Origin of the sequence: Coprococcus sp. RTP21428st1_C9_RTP21428_210409 (assembly GCF_040227395.1) — a bacterium.
GTDB lineage: Bacteria > Bacillota > Clostridia > Lachnospirales > Lachnospiraceae > Coprococcus > Coprococcus aceti.
In genome coordinates this window covers 1-21,951 of the sequence record NZ_JBEHVV010000049.1, presented here as the reverse complement: position 1 = coordinate 21,951, position 21,951 = coordinate 1, and the positions used below count along the sequence as shown (strand labels likewise).

The following is a 21,951-nucleotide window of genomic DNA, read 5'->3' as shown; positions in this document are numbered from 1 at the left end:
CTGAAGATAACGACCAGTCCACACTGTTCGGCAAGAAATTTGCAAATGCAGGCGGAGTTACAGCGGCAGTCATAGAGAGCATGAAGGAGCTCGGCTGCGAGGACGAGGTTAAGGTGTGCAAATGCGATGGAATAGATGCATGTAAGAAGGCACTGACTCTCATGAAGTTCAACAGATTCCAGGATGACTTCATGGAAGGTATGGCGTGTGAAGGTGGCTGCGTGGGCGGCCCTTCAAGACACAGGGATCCGAACATGGCGATGCGTGACAGAAAGGCAGCCCTTGATAATTCTACAGATATCAACATCACAGAGAATCTTGAGAAGCAGGGAGCAGACAAGATTGATATGGTGAGAGATTAGTGCATGGAGGACAAAGACATGACAACAGTTTTGATATTTGTGATATGTGTGCTTATATTTGTGTGCGTATCGGTGGTTACGGCGATACTTGTATACAAGTCACAGATGCGTAAGAAGAAGCTTCAGTGGGACAGCCGGCAGCAGACACAGGATTCCAAGCAGGTACAGGATCAGTAGAGACTGTGATATATAATGAAATAATAAGAAAATTAAGGTGTGCAGCGATGGAGATGAAACTGGACTTATCCGGGGGGATTCATTGCTGCACGCCTTATTTTTATGGATTGAGGGAAAAACTGTGCAGTCAAAATGTAATACCAATATGTGAAAATAAATTAAAACTTTTATTTTTCTGTTGACATGACAAAGAGATATGATAATATATGGATGTAGTAATCGAAACTACATGTAAAGTTAATTGAAAACGCAAATTAAAGTAATGTTTATTTTGATTGCTAGATAGAAATACGAACTTAGAAGACTTTTTATACTAAGTTAATACATAATGTGATAAAAAACGGCATGTATCGCCGGCGTTAAAAGGCGGAAAAGCCGTTTTACCATATATATTATCAGAACTTATAGTTTATGGAGGAAATTAACATGTCAACAGAAATGAGACCAGAGCAGGGAATAGCAGGAAAGTTTGTGAGGTCAGCTCTTGATGAGAATGGAGTTCTCAGCAAGATTGAGTTCACCAACAGCGAGAATTTCAACTTCGCATACGACGTAATGGATGCTCTGGCAGAGAGGAAGCCTGATCAGACAGCGCTCATCTATGTATCAAAGGATAGAACGATCGAGAAGAAATTCACATTCCAGGATATCAAGGATTATTCCAACAGGGCAGCCAATTACTTCAAGAGCCTGGGCATCAGGAAGGGTGACAAGGTAATGCTCGTGTTAAAGAGACATTATCAGTATTGGTTCACCATGATGGCTCTCCACAAGATCGGTGCCATAGCTATACCGGCGACAAATATATTAAAGGCAACAGATTATCAGTATAGAATTGAGGCAGCAGGCGTATCAGCGGTTGTGTGTACATCAGATGACGGAATCACGGCGTCCATAGATACATTTGCTGATGACAAGCTGACAAAGATCGTTGTAAATCATCCAGTAGAAGGCTGGAACTTCTTCGATGAGGGAATCATGGAGTGCAGCACCGAGTTTCCAAGACCTACAGGCGAGGATGCCGTAGGGGGAAAGGATGATATACTGTTCGTCATGTTCACATCGGGAACAACAGAGCATCCAAAGATGGTTGCACACAATCATCTGTATCCACTTGGACATTACATCACAGCAAAATACTGGCACTGCAACAAACCTGGTGAGGTTCATCTCACAGTTTCAGATACAGGCTGGGGTAAGGCTCTCTGGGGCAAGCTCTACGGACAGTGGCTGTGCGAGGCATGCGTATTCGTATTTGACTTTGATACATTCAGTGCGGACACTATATTCAAGCTTATAGAGAAGTACAATATCTCAACATTCTGTGCACCTCCAACACTGTACAGAATCCTTATCCGTATGGATATGAGTAAGTACAACCTCTCATCCCTCAGATACTGTACAACAGCGGGTGAGGCACTTAACCCTGAGGTATTTGACGTATTCAAGGAGAAGACAGGATTCACTATATATGAAGGATTTGGTCAGACAGAGACGACTCTTACCATTGGTAACCTTGAGAATACTACTCCAAGACCGGGATCAATGGGTAAGGCAAGCCCAATGTATGACGTGAGGATCATGAAGGCAGACGGAACATTTGCTGCACCTGGTGAGACAGGTGAGATCGTCATCAACATCGCAGACGGTGCGCCGGACGGACTGTTCATGGAGTACTACAGGGATCCACAGAGAACAGCCGAGGTTATGCATGACGGCTTCTATCACACAGGTGATACGGCTTACCAGGATGAGGATGGATATTTCTGGTTCGTTGGACGTGTGGATGATATCATCAAGGTTGCAGGCTACAGAGTAGGACCTTTCGAGATAGAGAATGAGATCATGAGAATACCTTATGTCCTTGAGTGTGCAGTTACATCAGTACCTGACAGCACAAGAGGTCAGGCAATAAAGGCCACTATCGTTCTCACAGAGGGTACAGTTGGCGATGAGAACCTCAAGAAGGAGCTCAAGAGATACTTTAAAGAGAACATCGCAAGCTACAAGAGACCTAGAGTTATCGAGTTCGTTGATGAGATGCCAAAGACCATCAGCGGCAAGGTAAGACGTGTTGAGATCAAGGAAAAGGACTGGAAGTAAGTCAGAAATCAGGTGAAGAAAAATGATAGATATGAGTAAGATCAAGCCATATGATAGATCGGTTTATTATTATGAGACGGACAGGATGCAGATAGTACACCACTCCAATTACATCAGATGGATCGAGGAGGCAAGGCTGGACTGGATGAAGCAGATAGGCTGGGATTACAAGTCTATAGAGGATGACGGATATATAATTCCTGTGCTTGGTGTGACGGCTGAGTATAAGAGTATGTGCCACTTCGGCGATGATGTGCTGATACATGTCAGTCTTTCGGAGTATACAGGTGTCCGGGTAGGGTTTTCGTATGAGGTCGTGGACAAGAAGACAGGCGAGCTTAGAACACTTTGCACAAGCTCACATTGTCTGCTGGATGGCAACAACAAGCTTGTGTTCATCAGAAAGGCATATCCTGAGCATGATAAGCTGTTTAAGGAGCTGCTTGAGGATTACAAGAAACGTCAGAGCAAATAAACAGAGCTGTTGTCTGGTGTATAAATAATTTAATATTGTATTAATTGATGGTTATTAATAGCTGGTAAAATTGTTTGTGTAACTTTTTTATCAGCTATTTTTATCTATTTAGACATGTAATTAGTTAAAACATCCTTTTTATATTATGGCGTAAATGCTATAATGGAAACGGTTGCGTGGGAATATATGGCAGGCTGGATGCTGCTGCAAGGAGGGATCTTTTGAAAGAAGTATCACTTGATAAACAATACTACAAAGAACATGTACAGAACATATTATATGATAATTATGTGAAACTGGCGCTGGTCAACATTGATACTGGGGAGTATGTGAGTGTTATCAGTGTGGACAAGAATGTAGATAATTATAAAAGTACCTCTGACGTATCTTCCTATTTTAAGGATAACAAAGGACTGGACTGCTGTCATCCTGATGAAGTCAGAGAATTTGCATATATGTGTGATATGAAGCATGTCAAAGCACTCATAGAAGCCGGAGCCAGATCCATCGTGCGTAATTTCAGGTTCAGATTGAGACTTGGCGAGGACTATGAGTGGGTTTCCATGGATATAGAAGCTGAGAAAGAGCCGAGAGAGGACGGACAATGGGTTGTGTTCGGCATGAGGGCAGTCAGCCTTGACACCCTGGTGCTGGAGGATAGTCTCAGGACACTGACAAGGGTATACAGGCGTATATTCAGGATTGATGTGACGCACAATATTTGCGAGACATTGAGAGGCGGATATATAAGAAGCAGAGATGAGGTTAAGCATGACTGCCTTGGAGATTACATGAAAGACATGACTATGGGGGGTGAGATATTCCCTGACGATGTGGACAGGGTAAGAAAGTGCCTGTCTCCTGAGTTCCTCATAAAATATTTTGCAAATGGACATGACAGATTTACCATTAGATATAAGCGTAAAATGGATATGGTGTACAGATGGGTGATGACAGAGGTCATACCTACTGCTGACTATAGAGATGACAATAAGGTATTCTATCTTTATACGAGGGATATACATGAGGAGTATTCTGAGAGCATAGAGAAACAGGAGCTGTTGGAATTTTACAGTTACAAGGATACACTCACTCGTCTCGGCAATAGAAATGCATTTAACATTCTGTGCGACGCGTATGCAGACCGAAATGATAAGCGGTCGGTCGGATTCGTATTCAACGATGTGAACAAATTGAAGTATGTGAATGATCATTATGGACATAAAGAAGGAGATCTATATCTTCAGAGGGTATCGCAGATGTTGGCACAGCATTTTGGCGAAAATGCATGTTACAGGATAAGTGGCGATGAATTTGTTGTCATCATTATGGATATTGCTGAGCAGTCGTTTAACTCAATGATCGCCAGATATAAAGAGGTAATTGATGAGCAGGAGGAGGCTCCGGTTGCGTTTGGCGCAGTCTGGAAGGCTGAGGCTGATTCCATAGACAAGATAATGAACGAAGCCGAAAGACTGATGTATGAGGATAAGAAGAGATTCTATTCGAAGCATCCTGAGGTCAAGAGGCGCGAGAGCGTGGAGAATGAGGCGAATATAGCTGTAGGAACTACAAAGGATGGAGTCCCGCATTACAGGAATCTTGGAAAGACAGACAGGATATTTGATGCCTTTGCAGCTACAACACTCAGAAATTATATATTTATGGATGATCTCGATACGAATGTTACAAAATGGTCTGCAAGTGCGGTGGATTACTTTGGGCTTCCGGGGCAATACATATATGATACACAGAAAGTGTGGGAGAAGCTTATACATCCAGATGACAGAGCAATATTTGAACAGGATATTACAGAGGTATTTGCGGGGCGCAAAAAGTATCATGATGTAGAATATAGAATGAGAAACAAAAATGGTGAATATGTGGTCTGCACCTGCAGAGGTTTCATCACCAAGAAAGAAAATGGTGATCCGGAGTTCTTTGTGGGCACTGTCATAAACCACGGTGTCATAGATGGGGTTGATCCGGTGACTAACCTGCACAATCAGCATGAGTATACCAAGTATATATCAATACATTTGAGAAACAAGCAGACGATGAGCATTCTGGCAATAGGAATATCCATGTTCAACAGTATCAATATGATGTATGGATATGCATATGGCAATGCTGTTCTTAAGGATTTTGCCACAAAGCTCAAAAATGTCGTCGGTGGAAAGGGACTCGTGTTCAGACTTGACGGTGCAAAATTTGCGATTTGTTCAAACGTGTATACCAAACAGGAACTCAAAGAGGTATACAGACATGTACAGAATCTTGCACTTGACAATGTAGGTCTGAATGGCACATCGATCCCGCTTAAATTGTACGGAGGTGGTCTGATATATGACCATGTAGGAGCCGATGAGGACGTGATAAAGAGCAGTGTGGAATATGCCCTGGAGAGATCCAAGGAGGATCATCATGGTGAACTTGTATTCTTCAATGAGGAGATCAAGGACAATGATAGAATGAGACTGCAGCTGTACAGCACAATACACAAATGTGTGGCAAACAACATGGAAGGCTTTTTCATGTGCTATCAGCCTATAGCAAATTCCGAGACAGGACACATAGTAGGTATGGAGGCTCTTCTCAGATGGAAACACAAGGAATTTGGAGTGGTTCCACCGGGAATATTTATACCGTGGCTTGAGATGGAGCCGTGTTTCTTTGAACTTGGCAACTGGATAATAGAGCAGGCACTCACGGATGGTATGGAGGTTCGCAAGATCAGACCTGATTTTGTGGTGAATGTCAATATATCAGCGACTCAGCTTGAGAATCATGGATTCAGGCAGGCTGTTGTGGATATATTAAAAAAGACGAAGTTCCCTCCTGAGTATTTGTGCATAGAGCTCACAGAGAGATGTAAGAATATGGATATAGCATTTCTGAAAAATGAGCTGGAATATTTCAGGAAACTTGGAATAAAGATCGCTATCGATGATTTTGGAACGGGAAATGCTACCCTAAATCTGCTCACGGAATTACCGATAGATGAGCTTAAGGTCGATATGTCATTTGTCAGGGGAATACAGGAGAGCAAGCCTAATCAGGTCCTTGTACAGGCGGTTGTGTCCTGTGCACATGAACTCGGATACAAGAGCTGCATTGAAGGTGTCGAGGACAAGGCACTGTTCGATTATCTTCATAGGTATGGTTCCACTTACTATCAGGGATATCATTTCTCCAGACCGGTTTGTCTGGAGGATTTTAAGAAATTGTTGTGAGGATGGACGACGGACGAAGGCTGGCCCATTAGTGAGGGGGTACTGTGGTATCTTCAATCACGCTTGACTACTGTCGCTTCGATTTACTTCCATATGCACTCGGTTCCAGCAGCGATAAGGGCGTTGCTGCTTACACCTCGGCAGGAAGCATCGAAGCTCGGTAGTCCGCGCTACCGATTGCAGATATCACAGTACCCCCCTCACATACATGGGCCGGCCTTCTGACTTCATTGGTGCTATTGAGGTCTCGGGGCTGGACGTCGGCGGATCTGCGCACCAGCAAGCACCATCGAAGCACAGACGTCTGCGCTACCGATTGTCGGATATATATATTACCAAGCGGGTCTTACGTTGTGGCCGGCTTTGAGGATTGCATTTTGAAAAAATTTAAAATTGTGTTCTTTTTGGTGGATTTTGGCTTGTTTGGGAGAAAATTGTATCTAAATGAGTTTAAAAATGGCTAAAAGATACAATTCCTGGAAATTTGTGTTATTTCAGGAATTTTTTTGCAAAAAAGATAAAATTTTGTGCTCTTTGACTTGCTTGCTTCAGGTTGACATAGAACATGAGCGTTGATAAGATTGGGGTAATTGTGACAATATAATATGTTGGGTGTATAGTCCCGGAGAATTCCGGCGAATGAGACATACCACACACATTGCGGACTGGGCGTATAAGGAAGCTTATGGTGCCTGGGAGGATGTTGTAAACGAGGTGTGCTCAGTAAGAAGAGAAGTGCGGTGAGAATCCGTCGCAACAGCCATTACTGTATGCAGAGCATAGACTCTGGCAAGTCAGATCGCTTGCTATATATCCACTCGGAATAATGTGAAAGGAGACACGATTATGAAGAGAAGAATTTTTGCTGTGTGTATGGCGATGTGCACGATGGCAATGGTTATGTTCACGGAAACAACAGGAAATGCTGTGAACGTGTATGCGGCGGCTGATGTAACGGATTCTACGATATATGCAGAGTCGGATGGTGTAACAGATTCTACGATATACACAGTGCCAGACGATATGACGAATCCAGCAGTATCTACAGCGACGAATGACGAGACGGATCCGGTGACAGGAACTGCGACAGAGGAAACTGCAGATGTGGCTATGGTTGATTACACACAGGCCCTTGGCAATACTCTTGTATATCTGAGGAAGACTGCGGATGATCCACAGTATGAGGCTGAGTGGAATGTGATGACTCTTGCCAGATGCGGTTATGAGGATGAGGCATGGTATGGAGAATACTATGACAATATTGTGAAATATGTTCAGTCATGTGTTGAGGAGACAGGTTCTCTGAAGCTCGATAAAAAGCAGTATAAGGGTACGGATAATTCCAGGGTAATACTGGCCTTAACTGCGATTGGCGCTGATGCCACAGATGTTGGTGGATACAATCTGCTTGAGCCATTGGCCGATATGAATTATGTAACAACACAGGGAATCAATGGCCCGGTGTTTGCGTTGATTGCATTTGACACGGTAGGTTATGATATTCCGAAGCTTCCGGATGGAAGTGACGGTGTTCAGACGACAAGAGAAGGACTTGTTGAATATATCCTTGGACGGGAGCTTTCTAGTGGTGGTTGGGCATTTTCTGGTAGTAATGCTGACCCGGATATGACAGGTATGACAATTCAGGCACTTGCGCCGTATTACAAGTCTAACACAGAGGTTAAGACGGCGGTTGACAGGGCGCTTGATGTAATGTCGGGGCTGCAGAAGGCTGATGGTGGATTTGCTTCATGGGGAACTGTGAATTCTGAGAGCTGTGCGCAGGTGATATGTGGATTGCTTGATATAGGCAGGGATGCCGGAACAGATGAGGCATTTGTCAAAAATGGACATTCTGTGCTGGATGCTTTGATGGAATTCTATGTTGCAAGTGCCGGTGGATTTGCGCATGCGGCAAATCAGAATGGAGAACTGGTTGTAAATGGAATGGCTTCGCAGCAGGCAGGATATGCTCTGGCTGCCTATGACAGATTCAAAAAAGGAAAGAACACACTGTATGATATGTCTGATGTAAAGCCATTATATATCCGATCCGTGGCGACAGCGGATGTGAAACTCAGCACCAGCACGTATGTGTACGACGGCAAGGCCAAGAAGCCGGGCGTGACGGTGAAGATTGGTGACAGAGTGCTTAAGGATGGCGTGGATTACACCATTTCATATCAGAACAATGTCAATATTGGCAATTCAGCAAAGGTAGTGGTGACCGGCAAGGGAATATTCAAGGGCTCAGCCAGCAAGACATTTGTCATAAAGATGGCTGCGCCGGCTAAGACGAGTGTGTCGGCGGGTAATGGAGCAGCAGGCATAACAGTAAAGTGGAAGAAAGCGGCACGGGCTGACAGATATGTGGTGCTCAGAAAGGTTGGAAATGCAAAGAATTGGACGACTGTGGCCACCACAAAATCTCTGAGCTACACTGACCGGAAGGTTGCAAATGGCAAGAAATATATCTATGCAGTTAAGCCTGTTGGAAGTGGCGGGGAGGCTACGTATACGACCCAGACAATATACAGGGTCAATCAGGAAAAGATAACAAAGATAAAGTCAACGGTGAAGAAAAAGTGCACTGTGACTTATAAAAAAAATGCGAGTGCTTCGGGTTACAGGGTGATGTATTCCACGGATAAGACATTTAAAAAGAATGTCAAGGTGTACAGGGCATCGGTAAACAAGAAGACAAATGTGACGTTGAGCGGACTCAAGGCGGGAAAGCGGTATTATGTCAGAGTTCAGGGATTCAAGAAGGTTGGAAAGACTTATTATTACGGAGCATGGAGCAAGAGTGTAAACGTTGTGATCCGAAAGAAGTAGGTATATGGATAAGATCAAAGGATTTGTAAAGAAATATAAGAAACACATAGGTGGAGCTGTGATTGTTCTGCTGATCCTAGTGTGGGCTTTCTGGTACGGGGGAAATGCGCCGGGAGCCAGAGGTTTCAAGCTGGAAAAGACCGAAGAGGGAGTCACAACTGAAGCTGTAGGCGGTGCGGAACTGACGGAGACAACGAAGAGTGCGACAGAGGAAAATACTGATGCAGGGAATGACAGGAAAAAGAAATCAGACAGTTCTGTAACCGATACCTCCTCAGGAACTCATTCGGATTCTGATACATCGGAAACAGAATATCAGACTTCCGCTGAGAGCACATCGGAGAATGTGACGGAGCGAAATACTGAGACAACCACGGAGAAGAAGACGGAGGCTACTACAAAGAAGAATACCACCACGGAGTCTCAAAAAACAACGGAGAATAAGCCGGGGACCACGGCGACTACGGAAAAGCGGAAACCGGATAAGACAACTGCTGATTCTTCTGCCACGACAAAGGCAACCACAGAGAATACAACTGAGGCGCCGAAGAAAACCTACAGTTGCACTATATCAATAGGATGTTCCACAATATTTGACAATCTGGAACTGCTAAGACCGGAGAAAAAGGACTATGTACCTGATGATGGTGTCATTCTGGGAACTGTGACTGCCACATTTGAGGAGGGGGACACAGTATTCGAAGTGCTTAAGTCGGTGTGCAGGGATTATGGTATACAGCTTGAATATTCATGGACGCCTATGTATGGAAGTTATTATATAGAAGGAATTCACAATCTGTATGAATTTGACTGTGGTGATGGCTCAGGCTGGATGTACTCGGTAAATGGCTGGTTCCCGAATTATGGCTGTTCAAGCTATGAACTCAAGCAGGGAGATGTGATAAAATGGCTCTATACATGTGACCTGGGAGCAGATGTTGGATCCGAGATGCATTGACAGATTCGCTGAGACATGGGTACTGGACATAGTGATTGATAGGAGATAAAAATATAATTGTGAAAAGACAGGATTCATTTTCCACATATCACCCTATAGTCAATCTGGTATACTTTATATTCACTATAGGATATGCCCTGGCATTTACCCATCCGGTTTGCCTGGGCATGTCTTTTATAGGGGCATTTGTGTATTCGGTATTGCTTAGGGGATATGATGGCTTCAGGACTAATATAAAATATATGATCCCACTTATATTGCTGACGGCGCTCATCAACCCGGCGTTCAGCCATCAGGGAGTGACGATACTCACATATTTTCCGTCTGGAAATCCGTTGACATTGGAGTCTATAATGTATGGAATCATGGCTGCGTTTATGCTGGTGACAGTGATATGCTGGTTTTCGTGCTTTAACTGCGTTATATCATCGGACAAGATGGTGTATCTGTTCGGCAAGGCGGCGCCAGTGTTGTCACTGATACTTTCCATGACACTGAGGTTTATTCCGGACATATCAGGACAGTTTGGAAAGGTGTACAGAGCTCAGAGGGCATCTGGATACAAACCAAAAGGTTCGCATTTTGTGAGAATTAGAACGGGCTGCCATGTGTTTTCTGCCGTTGTAACCTGGGCTCTTGAACGGGCGCTTGTCACTGCAGACAGTATGAGATCAAGGGGATATGGACTTTCCGGAAGATCTGCATATTCACTGTATATATTTAGAAAAAGTGATACTAAAGCGCTTGCATTTATACTTGTGTGTGGATTGTATGTGCTGGCCGGCAGTGTGTGCGGAGGATTTGCGTTCTGGTATTATCCGTCTATAAGAGGAAGTATAAGTGGTACACTTACTGTAAGTATGTATGTAGTGTATGTATGTCTTATATGTGTTCCAATATATATGCAGGCAAAAGAAAATTTTAAGATTCGCAAAATGTGACAAAGGAGAAGCGGTGAATATATTAGATATAAAAGAACTGACATTTGCATATCCCGATAGCAATGATGATTCGGGCGAGAGATATTTGCCTGATGCATTGAAAAATGTGACACTATCAGTGGGACAGGGGGAATTCGTGGTCATATTGGGAAGTTCCGGATGTGGAAAGACCACACTTCTTAGGCAGTTGAAGACAAGTATCGCTCCTCACGGAAGATCGTCCGGGAAGATAGAGTTCAAAGGAAGAAGCCTGGAGGAGATGGATGACCGGACATCAGCAAGGCAGATCGGATTTGTACAGCAGGATGTCGATGCACAGCTTGTCACTGATAAAGTGTGGCATGAGCTGGCATTTGGATTGGAGAGTCTGGGATACGATAATGGATATATCAGACGACGCGTTGCGGAGATGTGTTCATTCTTCGGGTTATCCGGGATATTCCACAGGCGTGTCGCAGAGCTGTCTGGCGGACAGAAGCAGATGGTGAATCTTGCGTCGGTCATGGCTCTGTCTCCGGAGGTGCTGATACTGGATGAACCAACCAGCCAGCTCGATCCGATAGCTGCGAATGAATTCATAGCATGTCTTGTGAGAATCAACAGGGAGCTTGGCACGACCATCATCATGACTGAGCATAGGCTGGAGGAGGTGCTTCCGGTGTGCAGCAGAGCGGTGGTCATGGATGAAGGCACAGTGCTGTGTCAGGGAACTGTCAAGGAGGTAGCTGCCACTCTGAAAAATGAAGGACAGAGGTTAAAGGAAAAAGGTATAAACAGAAATGGATTGTATCTCTCCATGCCGGCGGCTGTCCAGGTGTATCTGGGGCTTGATGGCTCGGATGAATCTCCGGTGACCGTAGCGGAGGGGCGAAACTGGTTGTCACAGTTTGACAGTAAGTACAGGGAATCGGGGCATGAGGTTGCGCCTGGGTATGTGCTGGTGGATGAAGGGGATGCTAGGGAGGCAGATGGTCAGAAAACTGACCATGGTGCTGTAGAAAATACAAGAAAAATTGCGAATCGTCAGGACAAGTCCTGGGCAGTCAGGATAGATGAGGTTCACTTCAGATACGACAAGGGTTCGCAGGAAGTACTTCGCGGTCTGGATCTTGACATATACGAGAATGAGATACTCATGATAAATGGAAGCAACGGATGCGGCAAGTCGACGTTGCTCTCCCTGATAGCGGGGGTAAATAAGCCGTACCGTGGAAGAATAAAGATAAAACAGGGTAAAAGTGTGGGCATGCTCCCACAGAACCCGGAGCTTCTTTTCACAAGACGTTCTGTACGGGAAGAACTGGTGGACGCAAGTGACAGAAAAAAGCTGGTGGACATAGTGAGGTTCTGTAAGCTGGAGCATTTGATGGACAGACATCCTTACGATTTGTCAGGAGGAGAGAAGCAGAGGCTGGCACTTGCAAAGGTACTTCTGTATGATCCTGATATTCTGCTCATGGATGAGCCGACAAAGGGGCTTGATAATGGGTTTAAGGCAGAACTCAAGTGTATGCTCAGAGATCTGCAGCGACATGGCAAGACCATAGTGGTGGTGAGCCATGATGTGGAATTCTGCGCTGTGGCGGGAGACCGCATAGCGCTGCTGTTCGATGGCGAGCTTGCCACAGTGAACGGCGTACAGGAATATCTGGCGGGCAACAATTTCTTCACCACTGCGGCGGCAAGGATCTCCCAGGGAATACTTCATGGTGCTGTTACTGTGACCGACATATTGAGGGCATATGGCGTTTCTGACAGCGAAGCCGGAGGGGAAGGCAGCTCTGGTGGTGACTCACGTGAGCCCAGATGTGAAGATGCAGATGTGGATGATGATAACAGGATTCCTGACGCTGAAATAACCAGAGATATTGTGCTGACGAAGGAGCGGGAGACGGATCCCCTGAAATGGTGGCAGATACTCACGATATCTGTCACGTCGGTGATCATCATATTCTGCTTCTGGCAGACCATGGCCCAGTCCAATCTGGCAGATCTTGTGCAGAGAGGGATGACCATCACGTCAAAGGGATGGAAATATCTGGCTATGTATGGAGTGATGATATGTGCCATAGCGGGGCTGCTCCTTGCTATAAGACCTGTCACCAAAAAGAAGAACGAGGATATCGTCATGGAAGCTGCCGGTCACAGATCCGTCAGGAGAACGATATTAAGTATAGTGGCTATGCTCGTTGTGATTCCACTTACGATATGGTTTGGATGCGAGAGACTTGGAGACAAAAAATATTATTTTATATCTCTGCTGATTATAATAGAGGTAATGATCCCGTTCTTCGTATCATTTGAGGGAAGAAAGCCCAAGGTAAGGGATATAGTCATATTGGCGGTTATGTGTGCTCTGGCCGTCACGGGCAGGGCGGCATTCTTCATGCTCCCGAACTTCAGCCCGACCATGGCCATAGTGATCATATCCGGAGTGGCATTTGGCTGCGAAGGAGGATTTGTGGTCGGCGCAATGTCCATGTTCGTGTCTAATTTCCTGATGGGGCAGGGCCCGTGGACTCCGTGGCAGATGTTTGCCATGGGACTGGTGGGGTTCATGGCGGGACTCTTCTTCTCCAAAAGCGGAGTGCGGACAAAGAACACGACAAAGCTTGGACTGTGCATATTCGGTGCACTTATCTGTATCCTGATATACGGCGGAATAATGAATCCGGCGTCGTTGATAATCTGGCAGCCGGCTGTGAACAGGAGCATGATCATAGCGTCATATGTGACGGGATTCCCATTTGACGTGGTGCATGGAACTGCAACGGTGATATTCCTGTGGCTGCTGGCAAGACCATTTCTTGAGAAGCTTGACAGGGTGCGAATCAAGTATGGTGTTCTGTAGACAAATAATAAAATGATTGAGGATTACTGCTATGATAAGAAATGAGAAACTGGAAGATATCTCAGATGGAAGATTATACGATGCGAATGATATGGTGAAGGCGTACTGCGATGAGTGCAAGGGGTGCCATGCCTGCTGCACAGGGATGGGGAGTTCCATCATCCTTGATCCACTGGACGTGATGAGACTTTGTAAGGAGACCGGCAAGAACTTTACGCAGCTGCTTGAAAAGGAGCTTGAGGTCAATGTGGTGGATGGTCTGGTGCTTCCAAATATAAGGATGACGGCGGATAAGTGCCCATTCTTAAACGATGAGGGCAGATGCAGCATCCATAGCGCGAGACCTGGCTTTTGTAGACTCTTTCCACTTGGCAGATATTACACCGATGACGGATTCAGATACATCCTGCAGATACATGAGTGTGAGCGCGCGGGCAGGACTAAGGTCAAGGTGTCGAAATGGATAGATACAGAGGACTTGCCGCGGTACACGAAATATATAAATGACTGGCACAAGTTCCAGAAGGACATGCAGAGAAACTTGATCGAGTATATGCGCGCTGGCGAGGATGAGACAGCGAGAAATCAGACCATGCTGGTGCTGCAGGTTATGTATGTGGGAATGTATGATGCGGAGAAGGATTTCTATGATCAGTTTGATGCCAGACTTGCGCACATTAGGAGTCTGCTGTGTATGACGGAGTAGAAAGGGATGGAATGGAGTATCTGGATGTAATTTTGTTTACCTTGTATCGGAAGTCACTTGATCATACAGAGTTATAAATGTAAAAACAGGGTATAGAGTTTATATGGGAAAAGTTAGAGATATCATAGATAAGACATTTGAATATGGACAGGGCAGAGGTGAACTGCCGGGAGTCAATGAACTGGCTGAAGCTATAGAAGTGCTGTCACGGATAGAGGATGTTACGGCTGCGTCAAATGTAAAAATGAAGATGATGGATGGGCAAAGTCTGGAAGAATCCCCCCAGAATGTGAAGATGTCAGGTGATTCCAGTGACCTTCAGAACGGCATTAGTGACTTTGAGTATCTCAGAAGGAAGGCTTACGATCTGGCTCATCAGAGTTTTGGCAACAGGATATATATAAGAGGACTTATCGAGTTTACGAACATTTGCAAGAATGATTGCTACTACTGCGGTATCAGAAAGAGCAACAGCCACGTTGACAGATACCGTCTGACAAAGGATCAGATTCTGGCTTGCGCCGATGAGGGATATGTGTTGGGATTTCGCACATTTGTGCTTCAGGGAGGCGAGGACGGAGGCTTTTCGGATGAGGCTATAGCTGACATTGTGAGATGCATCAAGGAGAGATATCCGGACTGTGCTGTCACGCTGTCATTTGGCGAGCATCCATATGAGACTTACAGGCTGTGGCGGATGGCCGGGGCGGACAGATATCTTCTGAGACATGAGACCGCGGACAGGGTGCATTATGAAAGATTACACCCGGATTCGATGAGCTATGACAACAGAGTCGGATGTCTGTACGATCTTAAAAGTCTTGGATATCAGGTGGGAAGCGGATTCATGGTGGGATCGCCGTATCAGACGCCGGTGAATCTGGCTGAGGATCTGCATTTCCTTGCGAAGTTGCAGCCACAGATGATAGGAATCGGGCCGTATGTTCCTCACAAGGAGACGCCATTTGCGAAGATGAAGCAGGGAACGGTCAGGCAGACGTTGGTGATGATAAGCCTGCTGAGACTGATGTTCCCGAAGGCACTCATACCATCCACCACATCTCTCGGAACGATAGCGGCGGATGGCAGGGAGCGTGGGTTTATGCACGGTGCGAATGTGGTCATGCCGAATCTGTCTCCTGTGTCTGTCCGAAAGAAATACGAGCTCTACGACAACAAGATATGCACGGGGGAGGAATCAGCTCAGTGCCGCGGCTGCCTTGACAGGCGCGCAGAGGCGTTCGGATTCCAGGTAGTTGTCGATAGAGGAGACTACTGATCTGCGTCTGCTCCTTGAGGACTCGCGTAAGCTCATTTTTACTCTCTCTCTTCCTTGATGAACATGAACAGAAAGCTCACGAACAGCAGACAGCAGGAGAACCAGATGGTCCTCATATCAAATATACGGATGAAGTGACCGCCCACAGCGGCACCGATTCCGAATAGCAGGATGATCGCCCAGTAGCATAGGGATTTGAACAGTGTGTTCCTGTCCTTTGTTCTGAAGTATGCACACAGGGCATCTGTGCCGCTTCGGATATTTCCAATGCACATGGTGCTGGCAAATGCGTAGCCGTTGACCTTCCTGAATGCCTGAACCTGCATGGCACATGAAAATGAAACCATGGCATTTGCGAGAAGATTGAGTTTTATGGGAAGAAATCCCACGATAAGAAGCAGAAAAATCTCACACAATACAACGATCTGTCTCCAGTGAAACTGCTGCATATTCTGAAATTTCTGTTTTATACACTCGGCAGCAGCAATTCCAAGCGCAAAAAATAATAGAGGAACGGCATAGTGTACACACATTCTCCAGTTTCGGTCTACAAGATTCTGACCGAGAAGAACTATGTTGCCTGTCTGTGCATTTGCAAATACCTTTCCTCTGAATATATAGGTATATGCATCCTGCAGACCTCCTGATACTGACAGGAAGGCCGCAGTGATGAAAGATTCTGACATTTGTCTATGTGGATAAAACTTCATGGTTCATATACTCCTTGGTTGTAGATTTGACATTCAGGCGCTGATCCCATCTGGGGGACGGAGGTGCCTGTCCCCATTTGGGGATCAGGTGCAGTACCTGAAGGTTTTGTCCGTCAGGATCCTTGCAAATATCAGTCCAAGTGGCAGGGCTATGATGATCATGATGGCAGCTGCAAACCAGGACACGGCATCGGAAAGTGACATGATTCCAAAGTTGTATATTGCACGATAAAGATAAAGCCCTGGAACCATGATGACTATGGATGGGACTGTCAGAGAGATTCGCGGATAACCGTTGGTGCTTTTGATGAATGAAGCGAGCAGTCCGGCCGTGAGGGCTCCGGCAAATGCGGCGGCAGCTGCAGGGATGCCGGCAAGATCTACCAGTTCAAGACGGAGAGTGTTGGCTATGGCACCGATGGCAGCGGCTGTGGCGGCCATGTGTATGGAGCTGTTGAACATGATGGAGAATCCGAACACACCACAGAAGCTGGCAATCAATCTGAATACCAGATGAAGTCCTGGTGTTATGTCGAGTGCTACAAAATCCTGTGGGTGAAGCTTCAGCAGAAGCGCCATGATCCATGCGAACATCGTTGCCACAAGCACAATGATGATCGAGTATGTAAGCCTCTCAAGTCCTGATCTCAGATCCAGCTTTGAAAGGTCTATGCCGCTGGTGATGAATGGAAAACCCGGTATGATGAACAGCATTGAGCAGATATATCCGGCTTCGTGGAAGGCGGGTATATGGAATGCCAGTTCAGCGGCCTTTAGCAGCAGTGCGTACACAAGACAAGCGGCTGACACGGATACCGCTATGTTCATATATAAAGTAAAATGGTGTTTGATAAGCTTTGTCCTTATGAGGTTTCCAATTCCAGCTGCGACAAATGCCAGCATCATTTCTACAGGCCCGCCGCCTAGAAGAAATGTGAAGGCACAGCAAGCGAGGGCAGAGGCAAGTCCGAGACGGAGAGGAGAGTACAAGGTATGTATTTTTTCTATCTCATCAAGTCTCTGATGGATTTCCTCACCGGTCAGATGCGCCTCTTCATTTGGAAAATTGTCAACAAACTGCTCCATTCTGTAGAGTTTTGAGGTGTTCACGCCTGTATTGGCGATGCACAGGGACTGTGATACACAGTCGTGACCGTCAAAACAGTTGAATTCTATGGACATGAGTCCGACATCGACGGTACATGTGACACCCAGTTCTTTGGAAAGCCTGTTCATGGAAGTACGGACACGCCATGCACCTGTTCCGCATGAGAGCATGATAAGACCGACTCTGCCTATGACAGAAGCCTTTTCAATCAGACCTGCCTTGCATATGAGTACATTGCTGTCGGCACTGGCGTAGTCATGCCATGGGATCTCCATGTGATTTTTCTCCATAATGTCTATGTACGATTCTGCATTTGCGTTTTTTGCATTCTTACTTTTCCGCATATATGATCGCCTCGGCTTTCGCAACGTGTCTTTCCAGATTCTTCATGAGCAGTGAATCCGGCAGGAATATTCCAAGCTCGTCATATCGCATGCCTTGTTTGTCCAAAGTATCCTGACCGTAGAATACAAATGCCATGGGAAGATTCTTCTCCAGTTCAACCATGATGTCCCACACAGCACAGTATGCCTCAGCTTCGGTTTCCTTGAGCTTTACCGTGTCCGGCAGCTCTCTGATGAGCAGGACTCCAGTGCACTCCTCAAGGATCTTCTGTCCGACTTCCATATTGTCAGAAGTGTATTCATGGCTGTATCTGTACGCCTTTGCAAGATACATATTCTCGTTGTGTGTCATATGTGTGTATATATCGTGAAAGTGCTGATAATCCTTTTCTCTTACAGAGTTTCTGAATTCAGGCAGAAGTTCGCCGTGCTCACCGGTCATGATGACAGGATTGGTCTTGCCATCGGCGTTGAAGCGATATGGGATGAGGTAGGAATTCCTTAGCAGATCGAACATGGTATTGTTGCAGATGGACATGAGGAATGCCGACATATCTCTGTCCAGATAAGCTGAGAGCAGTGATTTTGTAAATTCTTCCGGTGAAAGATTGCAGTCGAAGTCATCATTGCAGAACAGGTAATTACAGAATGTGTCCATGAGCTTTTCACATGCCCAGGGATCCCTGAGGATTTTTTCAAATAATATTTCTGATTTTTCTTCCCTTGGGAAAATGGTCTTTTCTTCCATAGATATGCGCATCCTTTCATATGATAAATGCTGTCTTGTCATTTAAATCTGGTTAGATTATACTATTGGAGTAGCAATAAGTGAAAATCATAATTGATATGGCAGTGATAACAAAATGATATGTCGGGGATGCTGCATGGAAAATAATTTTAAGAAAGGGAGTATAGCAGACATGTAATATAGTCTGTGGCTAACAATAGATTATGAACGTTAATTTCGAGTATTATAAGATATTTTATTATGTTGCGAGATATCATAACTTTACCAAAGCCGCAAAGGTTCTTGGAAACAGTCAGCCAAATGTGACCAGGGCGATGAACTGCCTGGAGCAGCAGCTTGGAAGGATACTATTTGTCAGGACAAACAGGGGTGTACAGCTCACAAGAGACGGGGAACAGCTCTATTCATATGTGGAGGCTGCAATGTCACAGCTTCTGACGGCGGAGGATGAGCTGGCAGATGGTGAGAATCTCACTCACGGAAGTATAACGATAGGTGTCAGTGAGACGGCGTTAAATATATATCTGTTGGACAGACTGCGGGCATTTCACATGGCGTATCCGGGTATAAATCTCAAGATATACAACCATTCTACACCTCAGGCTGTGGATGAAGTGAAGAATGGAAGTATAGACTTTGCAGTAGTTACAACTCCGGCTGATGTGGAGGCTCCTCTCAAGAAGATCGTGCTGCAGTCATATCGTGAGATACTTATCGGCGGAACGACATTTTCTTCACTTAAAAAGCAAAAACTGTCCATTGCGGAGATGAGGAACTATCCTATGATCTGTCTAGGCAGGGAGACTATGACATTCAGATTCTACGACAGAATATTCAGGGAGCATGGCGTGGAGCTTGCGCCGGACACAGAGGCGGCCACCACGGATCAGATACTGCCACTTGTGAAGTGTGAGCTTGGACTTGCATTTATACCGGAACTGATGGCGAGGGAGGCAGTAAAGAACAAAGAGGTTGTAAAGCTTTCACTTGAGGAAAAGCTTCCGGACAGGAATGTATGTCTTGTGTATGACTGCCTGCACCCGCTGAATGAGGCAGCAAAGCAGTTCAAGAAAATAATAGTAGAAAGCAGGTGAGAATATGACACTTCAGCAGCTTAGATATGTGGTGATGGTTGCGGATACGGGCACGATCACCGAGGCAGCGAACCGGCTGTATATATCCCAGCCAAGCCTGACAAATGCCATCCATGAGCTGGAAAAAGAGATGGGGATAAATATATTCAACAGGTCAAATAAGGGAATAAGTCCGTCCATAGAGGGCGAGGTCTTCCTCGGCTATGCGAGACAGGTGCTTGAGCAGGCGAAGGTCCTTGAGGACAAATACAAGGGGGACGATGGCGGCAAGAAGAGCTTCTGCGTGTCCACCCAGCATTATTCATTTGCGGTAAATGCATTTGTTGACCTGATAAAGAGGTATGGACAGGACGAATATGATTTCAGCATAAGGGAGACACAGACCTATGAGATCATAGATGATGTCGCCAGGATGAGAAGCGAGATCGGAATATTGTTCATGAATGACTTCAATGAGAAGGTGCTGAACAAGATCCTCCGGGCAAATGACCTGGAATTTCATGAGCTGTTCGTGGCAAAGCCTCACGTGTTCATAAGCAGAAAGCATCCATTGGCGAAGAATGATATCATAACAAATGAAGAACTGGAGGCGTATCCATATCTGTCATTTGAGCAGGGGGAGCACAACTCTTTTTACTTCTCGGAGGAAATATTCTCCACAACGGAGAGAAAGAAAAATATAAGAGTCAGGGATAGAGCGACACTGTTCAATCTGCTGATAGGCCTGAATGGATATACTGTGTGCAGCGGTGTCATAGATGAAAAGCTGAACGGCAAGGACATTATATCGGTGCCGCTGGCAGATGAGAGCGATATGAGGATTGGCTATATCGTCCACAGAAAGGCGATCCTCAGCAGACTTGGAAATACCTATCTCGGTGCGTTGGCAAATTATCTCACGGCTGGCAGTGACGAGCCGGAGGATTCAGTAAAAATTCCTCAGAGAAAGCTCCAGCGCAGAGGGCGCTTCAATGAGATGAGGGATGACGGAGAGCCTGCCTGTGGAGATGTGACGGAGAAGGCTGCGGAACATATGAGAAGGGTTAAAGCCACATAGCTGACATAGAATACAAGATATAAATATAGCGCGGATATAGCGTAAAACTATATTCACGCTATATTTTTATGTATTATACAAGTGAGGGATGTCTTTATATAATGTGGAGCAGACGCATGAAAGGCGCTTCGCACGGCGTCTGCGTACTACGCAAGGAATCTCCCGCAAGCGGGTCCTCCTTACGAAAATTTGTGGAGCAGACGCATGAAATTACAGGAGGATATGATGAAGACATCGGTTATAGGATTTCCAAGGGTGGGAACATTAAGAGAGTTAAAATTTGCATCTGAAAAATATTTCAGACATGAGATAACGGCGCAGGAGCTTACAGGAATTGCAGCGGATCTCAGACACAGACACTGGATGACACAGGTGGCAGCAGGGATAGGCTTTATTCCATGCAACGACTTTTCATTTTACGATATAGTGCTTGATACAGCAGTTCTTCTCGGAATTGTGCCAAAGAGATACAGAGAGCTAAATGTCTCAAAGCTTGACACGTACTTTGCCATGGCAAGGGGGTATCAGGGAGAATCCGGGGATGTGAAGGCTCTTGCGATGAAGAAGTGGTTTAACACAAACTATCATTATATAGTTCCGGAGATAGAGGATGACACAGTGATAAGCCTTGACTGCGAGAAACTTACAGGTGAATACGAGGAGGCCAAGGAACTGGGGATCAAGACAAAGCCTGTGGTTATAGGACCGTACACAATGCTTAAGCTCTGCAGATATGTGGGATCAAAGAATGCAGAAGACTTTGCTGATGATGTGGCAGAGGCTTACAGACAGCTCATCGCCGAGTGCGATGAAGAGAATGTGGAGTGGCTGCAATTTGATGAACCATCATTGGTGAGAGATATGGATGACGATGATAAGGCACTTTTCCACAGGGTGTATGACAGGGTATTTGCAGATCGTGCAGACTGTAAGATACTTCTCCAGACATACTTCGGTGATGTGAGGGATG

General features: G+C 45.6%; 16 protein-coding genes and 1 pseudogene. 14 read left to right on the top strand and 3 right to left on the bottom strand.

Annotated elements, in window-relative coordinates:
• From ABUA34_RS09970 to hydE, 11 genes are all read left to right on the top strand, one after another.
• Positions 1 to 362: [Fe-Fe] hydrogenase large subunit C-terminal domain-containing protein (locus ABUA34_RS09970; protein ID WP_349823239.1), on the top strand; the 362-nt coding region annotated here is incomplete at its 5' end.
• An 18-nt stretch (positions 363 to 380) separates the two neighbouring features.
• The gene (locus ABUA34_RS09965) at positions 381 to 539 is read left to right on the top strand and encodes a hypothetical protein (RefSeq protein ID WP_165852775.1); all 159 of its coding nucleotides are present in this window, start codon (positions 381 to 383) and stop codon (positions 537 to 539) included.
• Between the two features lie 426 nt (positions 540 to 965).
• Positions 966 to 2,642, top strand: a complete 1,677-nt coding sequence (locus ABUA34_RS09960; protein WP_015534572.1) for an AMP-binding protein — start codon at positions 966 to 968, stop codon at positions 2,640 to 2,642.
• A 22-nt stretch (positions 2,643 to 2,664) separates the two neighbouring features.
• On the top strand, positions 2,665 to 3,117 hold the full coding sequence (locus ABUA34_RS09955) for an acyl-CoA thioesterase (protein WP_117874395.1): 453 nt from the start codon (positions 2,665 to 2,667) through the stop codon (positions 3,115 to 3,117).
• Between the two features lie 221 nt (positions 3,118 to 3,338).
• The gene (locus tag ABUA34_RS09950) at positions 3,339 to 6,350 is read left to right on the top strand and encodes a bifunctional diguanylate cyclase/phosphodiesterase (protein WP_349823238.1); all 3,012 of its coding nucleotides are present in this window, start codon (positions 3,339 to 3,341) and stop codon (positions 6,348 to 6,350) included.
• Between the two features lie 846 nt (positions 6,351 to 7,196).
• Positions 7,197 to 9,185, top strand: coding sequence for a fibronectin type III domain-containing protein (locus ABUA34_RS09945; protein WP_349823237.1), 1,989 nt, complete (start codon positions 7,197 to 7,199; stop codon positions 9,183 to 9,185).
• A 4-nt stretch (positions 9,186 to 9,189) separates the two neighbouring features.
• On the top strand, positions 9,190 to 10,143 hold the full coding sequence (locus ABUA34_RS09940) for a DUF4430 domain-containing protein (protein ID WP_349823236.1): 954 nt from the start codon (positions 9,190 to 9,192) through the stop codon (positions 10,141 to 10,143).
• Positions 10,144 to 10,202: 59 nt separating this feature from the next.
• A complete protein-coding gene (locus tag ABUA34_RS09935; protein WP_242859614.1) occupies positions 10,203 to 11,084 on the top strand; it encodes an energy-coupling factor transporter transmembrane component T in 882 nt (293 codons plus the stop codon).
• 13 nt (positions 11,085 to 11,097) lie between these two features.
• The gene (locus tag ABUA34_RS09930) at positions 11,098 to 13,935 is read left to right on the top strand and encodes an ATP-binding cassette domain-containing protein (RefSeq protein ID WP_349823235.1); all 2,838 of its coding nucleotides are present in this window, start codon (positions 11,098 to 11,100) and stop codon (positions 13,933 to 13,935) included.
• 31 nt (positions 13,936 to 13,966) lie between these two features.
• On the top strand, positions 13,967 to 14,641 hold the full coding sequence (locus ABUA34_RS09925; RefSeq protein ID WP_015534575.1) for a YkgJ family cysteine cluster protein: 675 nt from the start codon (positions 13,967 to 13,969) through the stop codon (positions 14,639 to 14,641).
• A 103-nt stretch (positions 14,642 to 14,744) separates the two neighbouring features.
• Positions 14,745 to 15,920 (top strand): [FeFe] hydrogenase H-cluster radical SAM maturase HydE, encoded by a 1,176-nt coding sequence (gene hydE / locus ABUA34_RS09920; RefSeq protein WP_349823234.1) that lies wholly within the window; start codon positions 14,745 to 14,747, stop codon positions 15,918 to 15,920.
• Between the two features lie 38 nt (positions 15,921 to 15,958).
• On the opposite strand, the gene ABUA34_RS09915 is transcribed toward hydE, so the two are convergent.
• The 3 genes from ABUA34_RS09915 to ABUA34_RS09905 form a co-directional block, all read right to left on the bottom strand.
• Positions 15,959 to 16,630, bottom strand: coding sequence for a YoaK family protein (locus tag ABUA34_RS09915; RefSeq protein ID WP_015534577.1), 672 nt, complete (start codon positions 16,628 to 16,630; stop codon positions 15,959 to 15,961).
• Positions 16,631 to 16,714: 84 nt separating this feature from the next.
• A complete protein-coding gene (locus ABUA34_RS09910; protein WP_055147433.1) occupies positions 16,715 to 18,082 on the bottom strand; it encodes a threonine/serine exporter family protein in 1,368 nt (455 codons plus the stop codon).
• Positions 18,069 to 18,830, bottom strand: coding sequence for a DUF4866 domain-containing protein (locus ABUA34_RS09905; RefSeq protein WP_055280157.1), 762 nt, complete (start codon positions 18,828 to 18,830; stop codon positions 18,069 to 18,071). Before ABUA34_RS09905 ends, ABUA34_RS09910 begins: the two co-directional genes overlap by 14 nt.
• A gap of 203 nt (positions 18,831 to 19,033) precedes the next feature.
• Here ABUA34_RS09905 and ABUA34_RS09900 point away from each other — a divergent pair, with 203 nt between their 5' ends.
• The 3 genes and pseudogenes from ABUA34_RS09900 to ABUA34_RS09890 all read left to right on the top strand — a co-directional run.
• Positions 19,034 to 19,924: a LysR family transcriptional regulator gene (locus ABUA34_RS09900; RefSeq protein WP_015534579.1), complete on the top strand. Its 891-nt coding sequence runs from the start codon at positions 19,034 to 19,036 to the stop codon at positions 19,922 to 19,924.
• Positions 19,925 to 19,928: 4 nt separating this feature from the next.
• Positions 19,929 to 20,981 carry a LysR family transcriptional regulator gene (locus tag ABUA34_RS09895; protein ID WP_055147439.1) on the top strand — a complete coding sequence of 351 codons (1,053 nt, stop codon included), beginning with the start codon at positions 19,929 to 19,931 and terminating at the stop codon, positions 20,979 to 20,981.
• A 225-nt stretch (positions 20,982 to 21,206) separates the two neighbouring features.
• Positions 21,207 to 21,951: pseudogene (locus tag ABUA34_RS09890) on the top strand (5-methyltetrahydropteroyltriglutamate--homocysteine S-methyltransferase); the annotation flags it as partial.

Excerpts from the sequence above, each read along its gene's own strand:
- ABUA34_RS09965 (WP_165852775.1), top strand. The coding sequence starts at position 381 with ATGACAACAGTTTTGATATTTGTGATATGTGTGCTTATATTTGTGTGC.
- ABUA34_RS09925 (WP_015534575.1), top strand. The coding sequence starts at position 13,967 with ATGATAAGAAATGAGAAACTGGAAGATATCTCAGATGGAAGATTATAC.
- ABUA34_RS09960 (WP_015534572.1), top strand. The coding sequence starts at position 966 with ATGTCAACAGAAATGAGACCAGAGCAGGGAATAGCAGGAAAGTTTGTG.
- ABUA34_RS09900 (WP_015534579.1), top strand. The coding sequence starts at position 19,034 with ATGAACGTTAATTTCGAGTATTATAAGATATTTTATTATGTTGCGAGA.
- ABUA34_RS09915 (WP_015534577.1), bottom strand. The coding sequence starts at position 16,630 with ATGAAGTTTTATCCACATAGACAAATGTCAGAATCTTTCATCACTGCG.
- ABUA34_RS09905 (WP_055280157.1), bottom strand. The coding sequence starts at position 18,830 with ATGGAAGAAAAGACCATTTTCCCAAGGGAAGAAAAATCAGAAATATTA.
- ABUA34_RS09910 (WP_055147433.1), bottom strand. The coding sequence starts at position 18,082 with ATGCGGAAAAGTAAGAATGCAAAAAACGCAAATGCAGAATCGTACATA.
- ABUA34_RS09945 (WP_349823237.1), top strand. The coding sequence starts at position 7,197 with ATGAAGAGAAGAATTTTTGCTGTGTGTATGGCGATGTGCACGATGGCA.
- ABUA34_RS09895 (WP_055147439.1), top strand. The coding sequence starts at position 19,929 with ATGACACTTCAGCAGCTTAGATATGTGGTGATGGTTGCGGATACGGGC.
- ABUA34_RS09955 (WP_117874395.1), top strand. The coding sequence starts at position 2,665 with ATGATAGATATGAGTAAGATCAAGCCATATGATAGATCGGTTTATTAT.
- ABUA34_RS09940 (WP_349823236.1), top strand. The coding sequence starts at position 9,190 with ATGGATAAGATCAAAGGATTTGTAAAGAAATATAAGAAACACATAGGT.
- hydE (WP_349823234.1), top strand. The coding sequence starts at position 14,745 with ATGGGAAAAGTTAGAGATATCATAGATAAGACATTTGAATATGGACAG.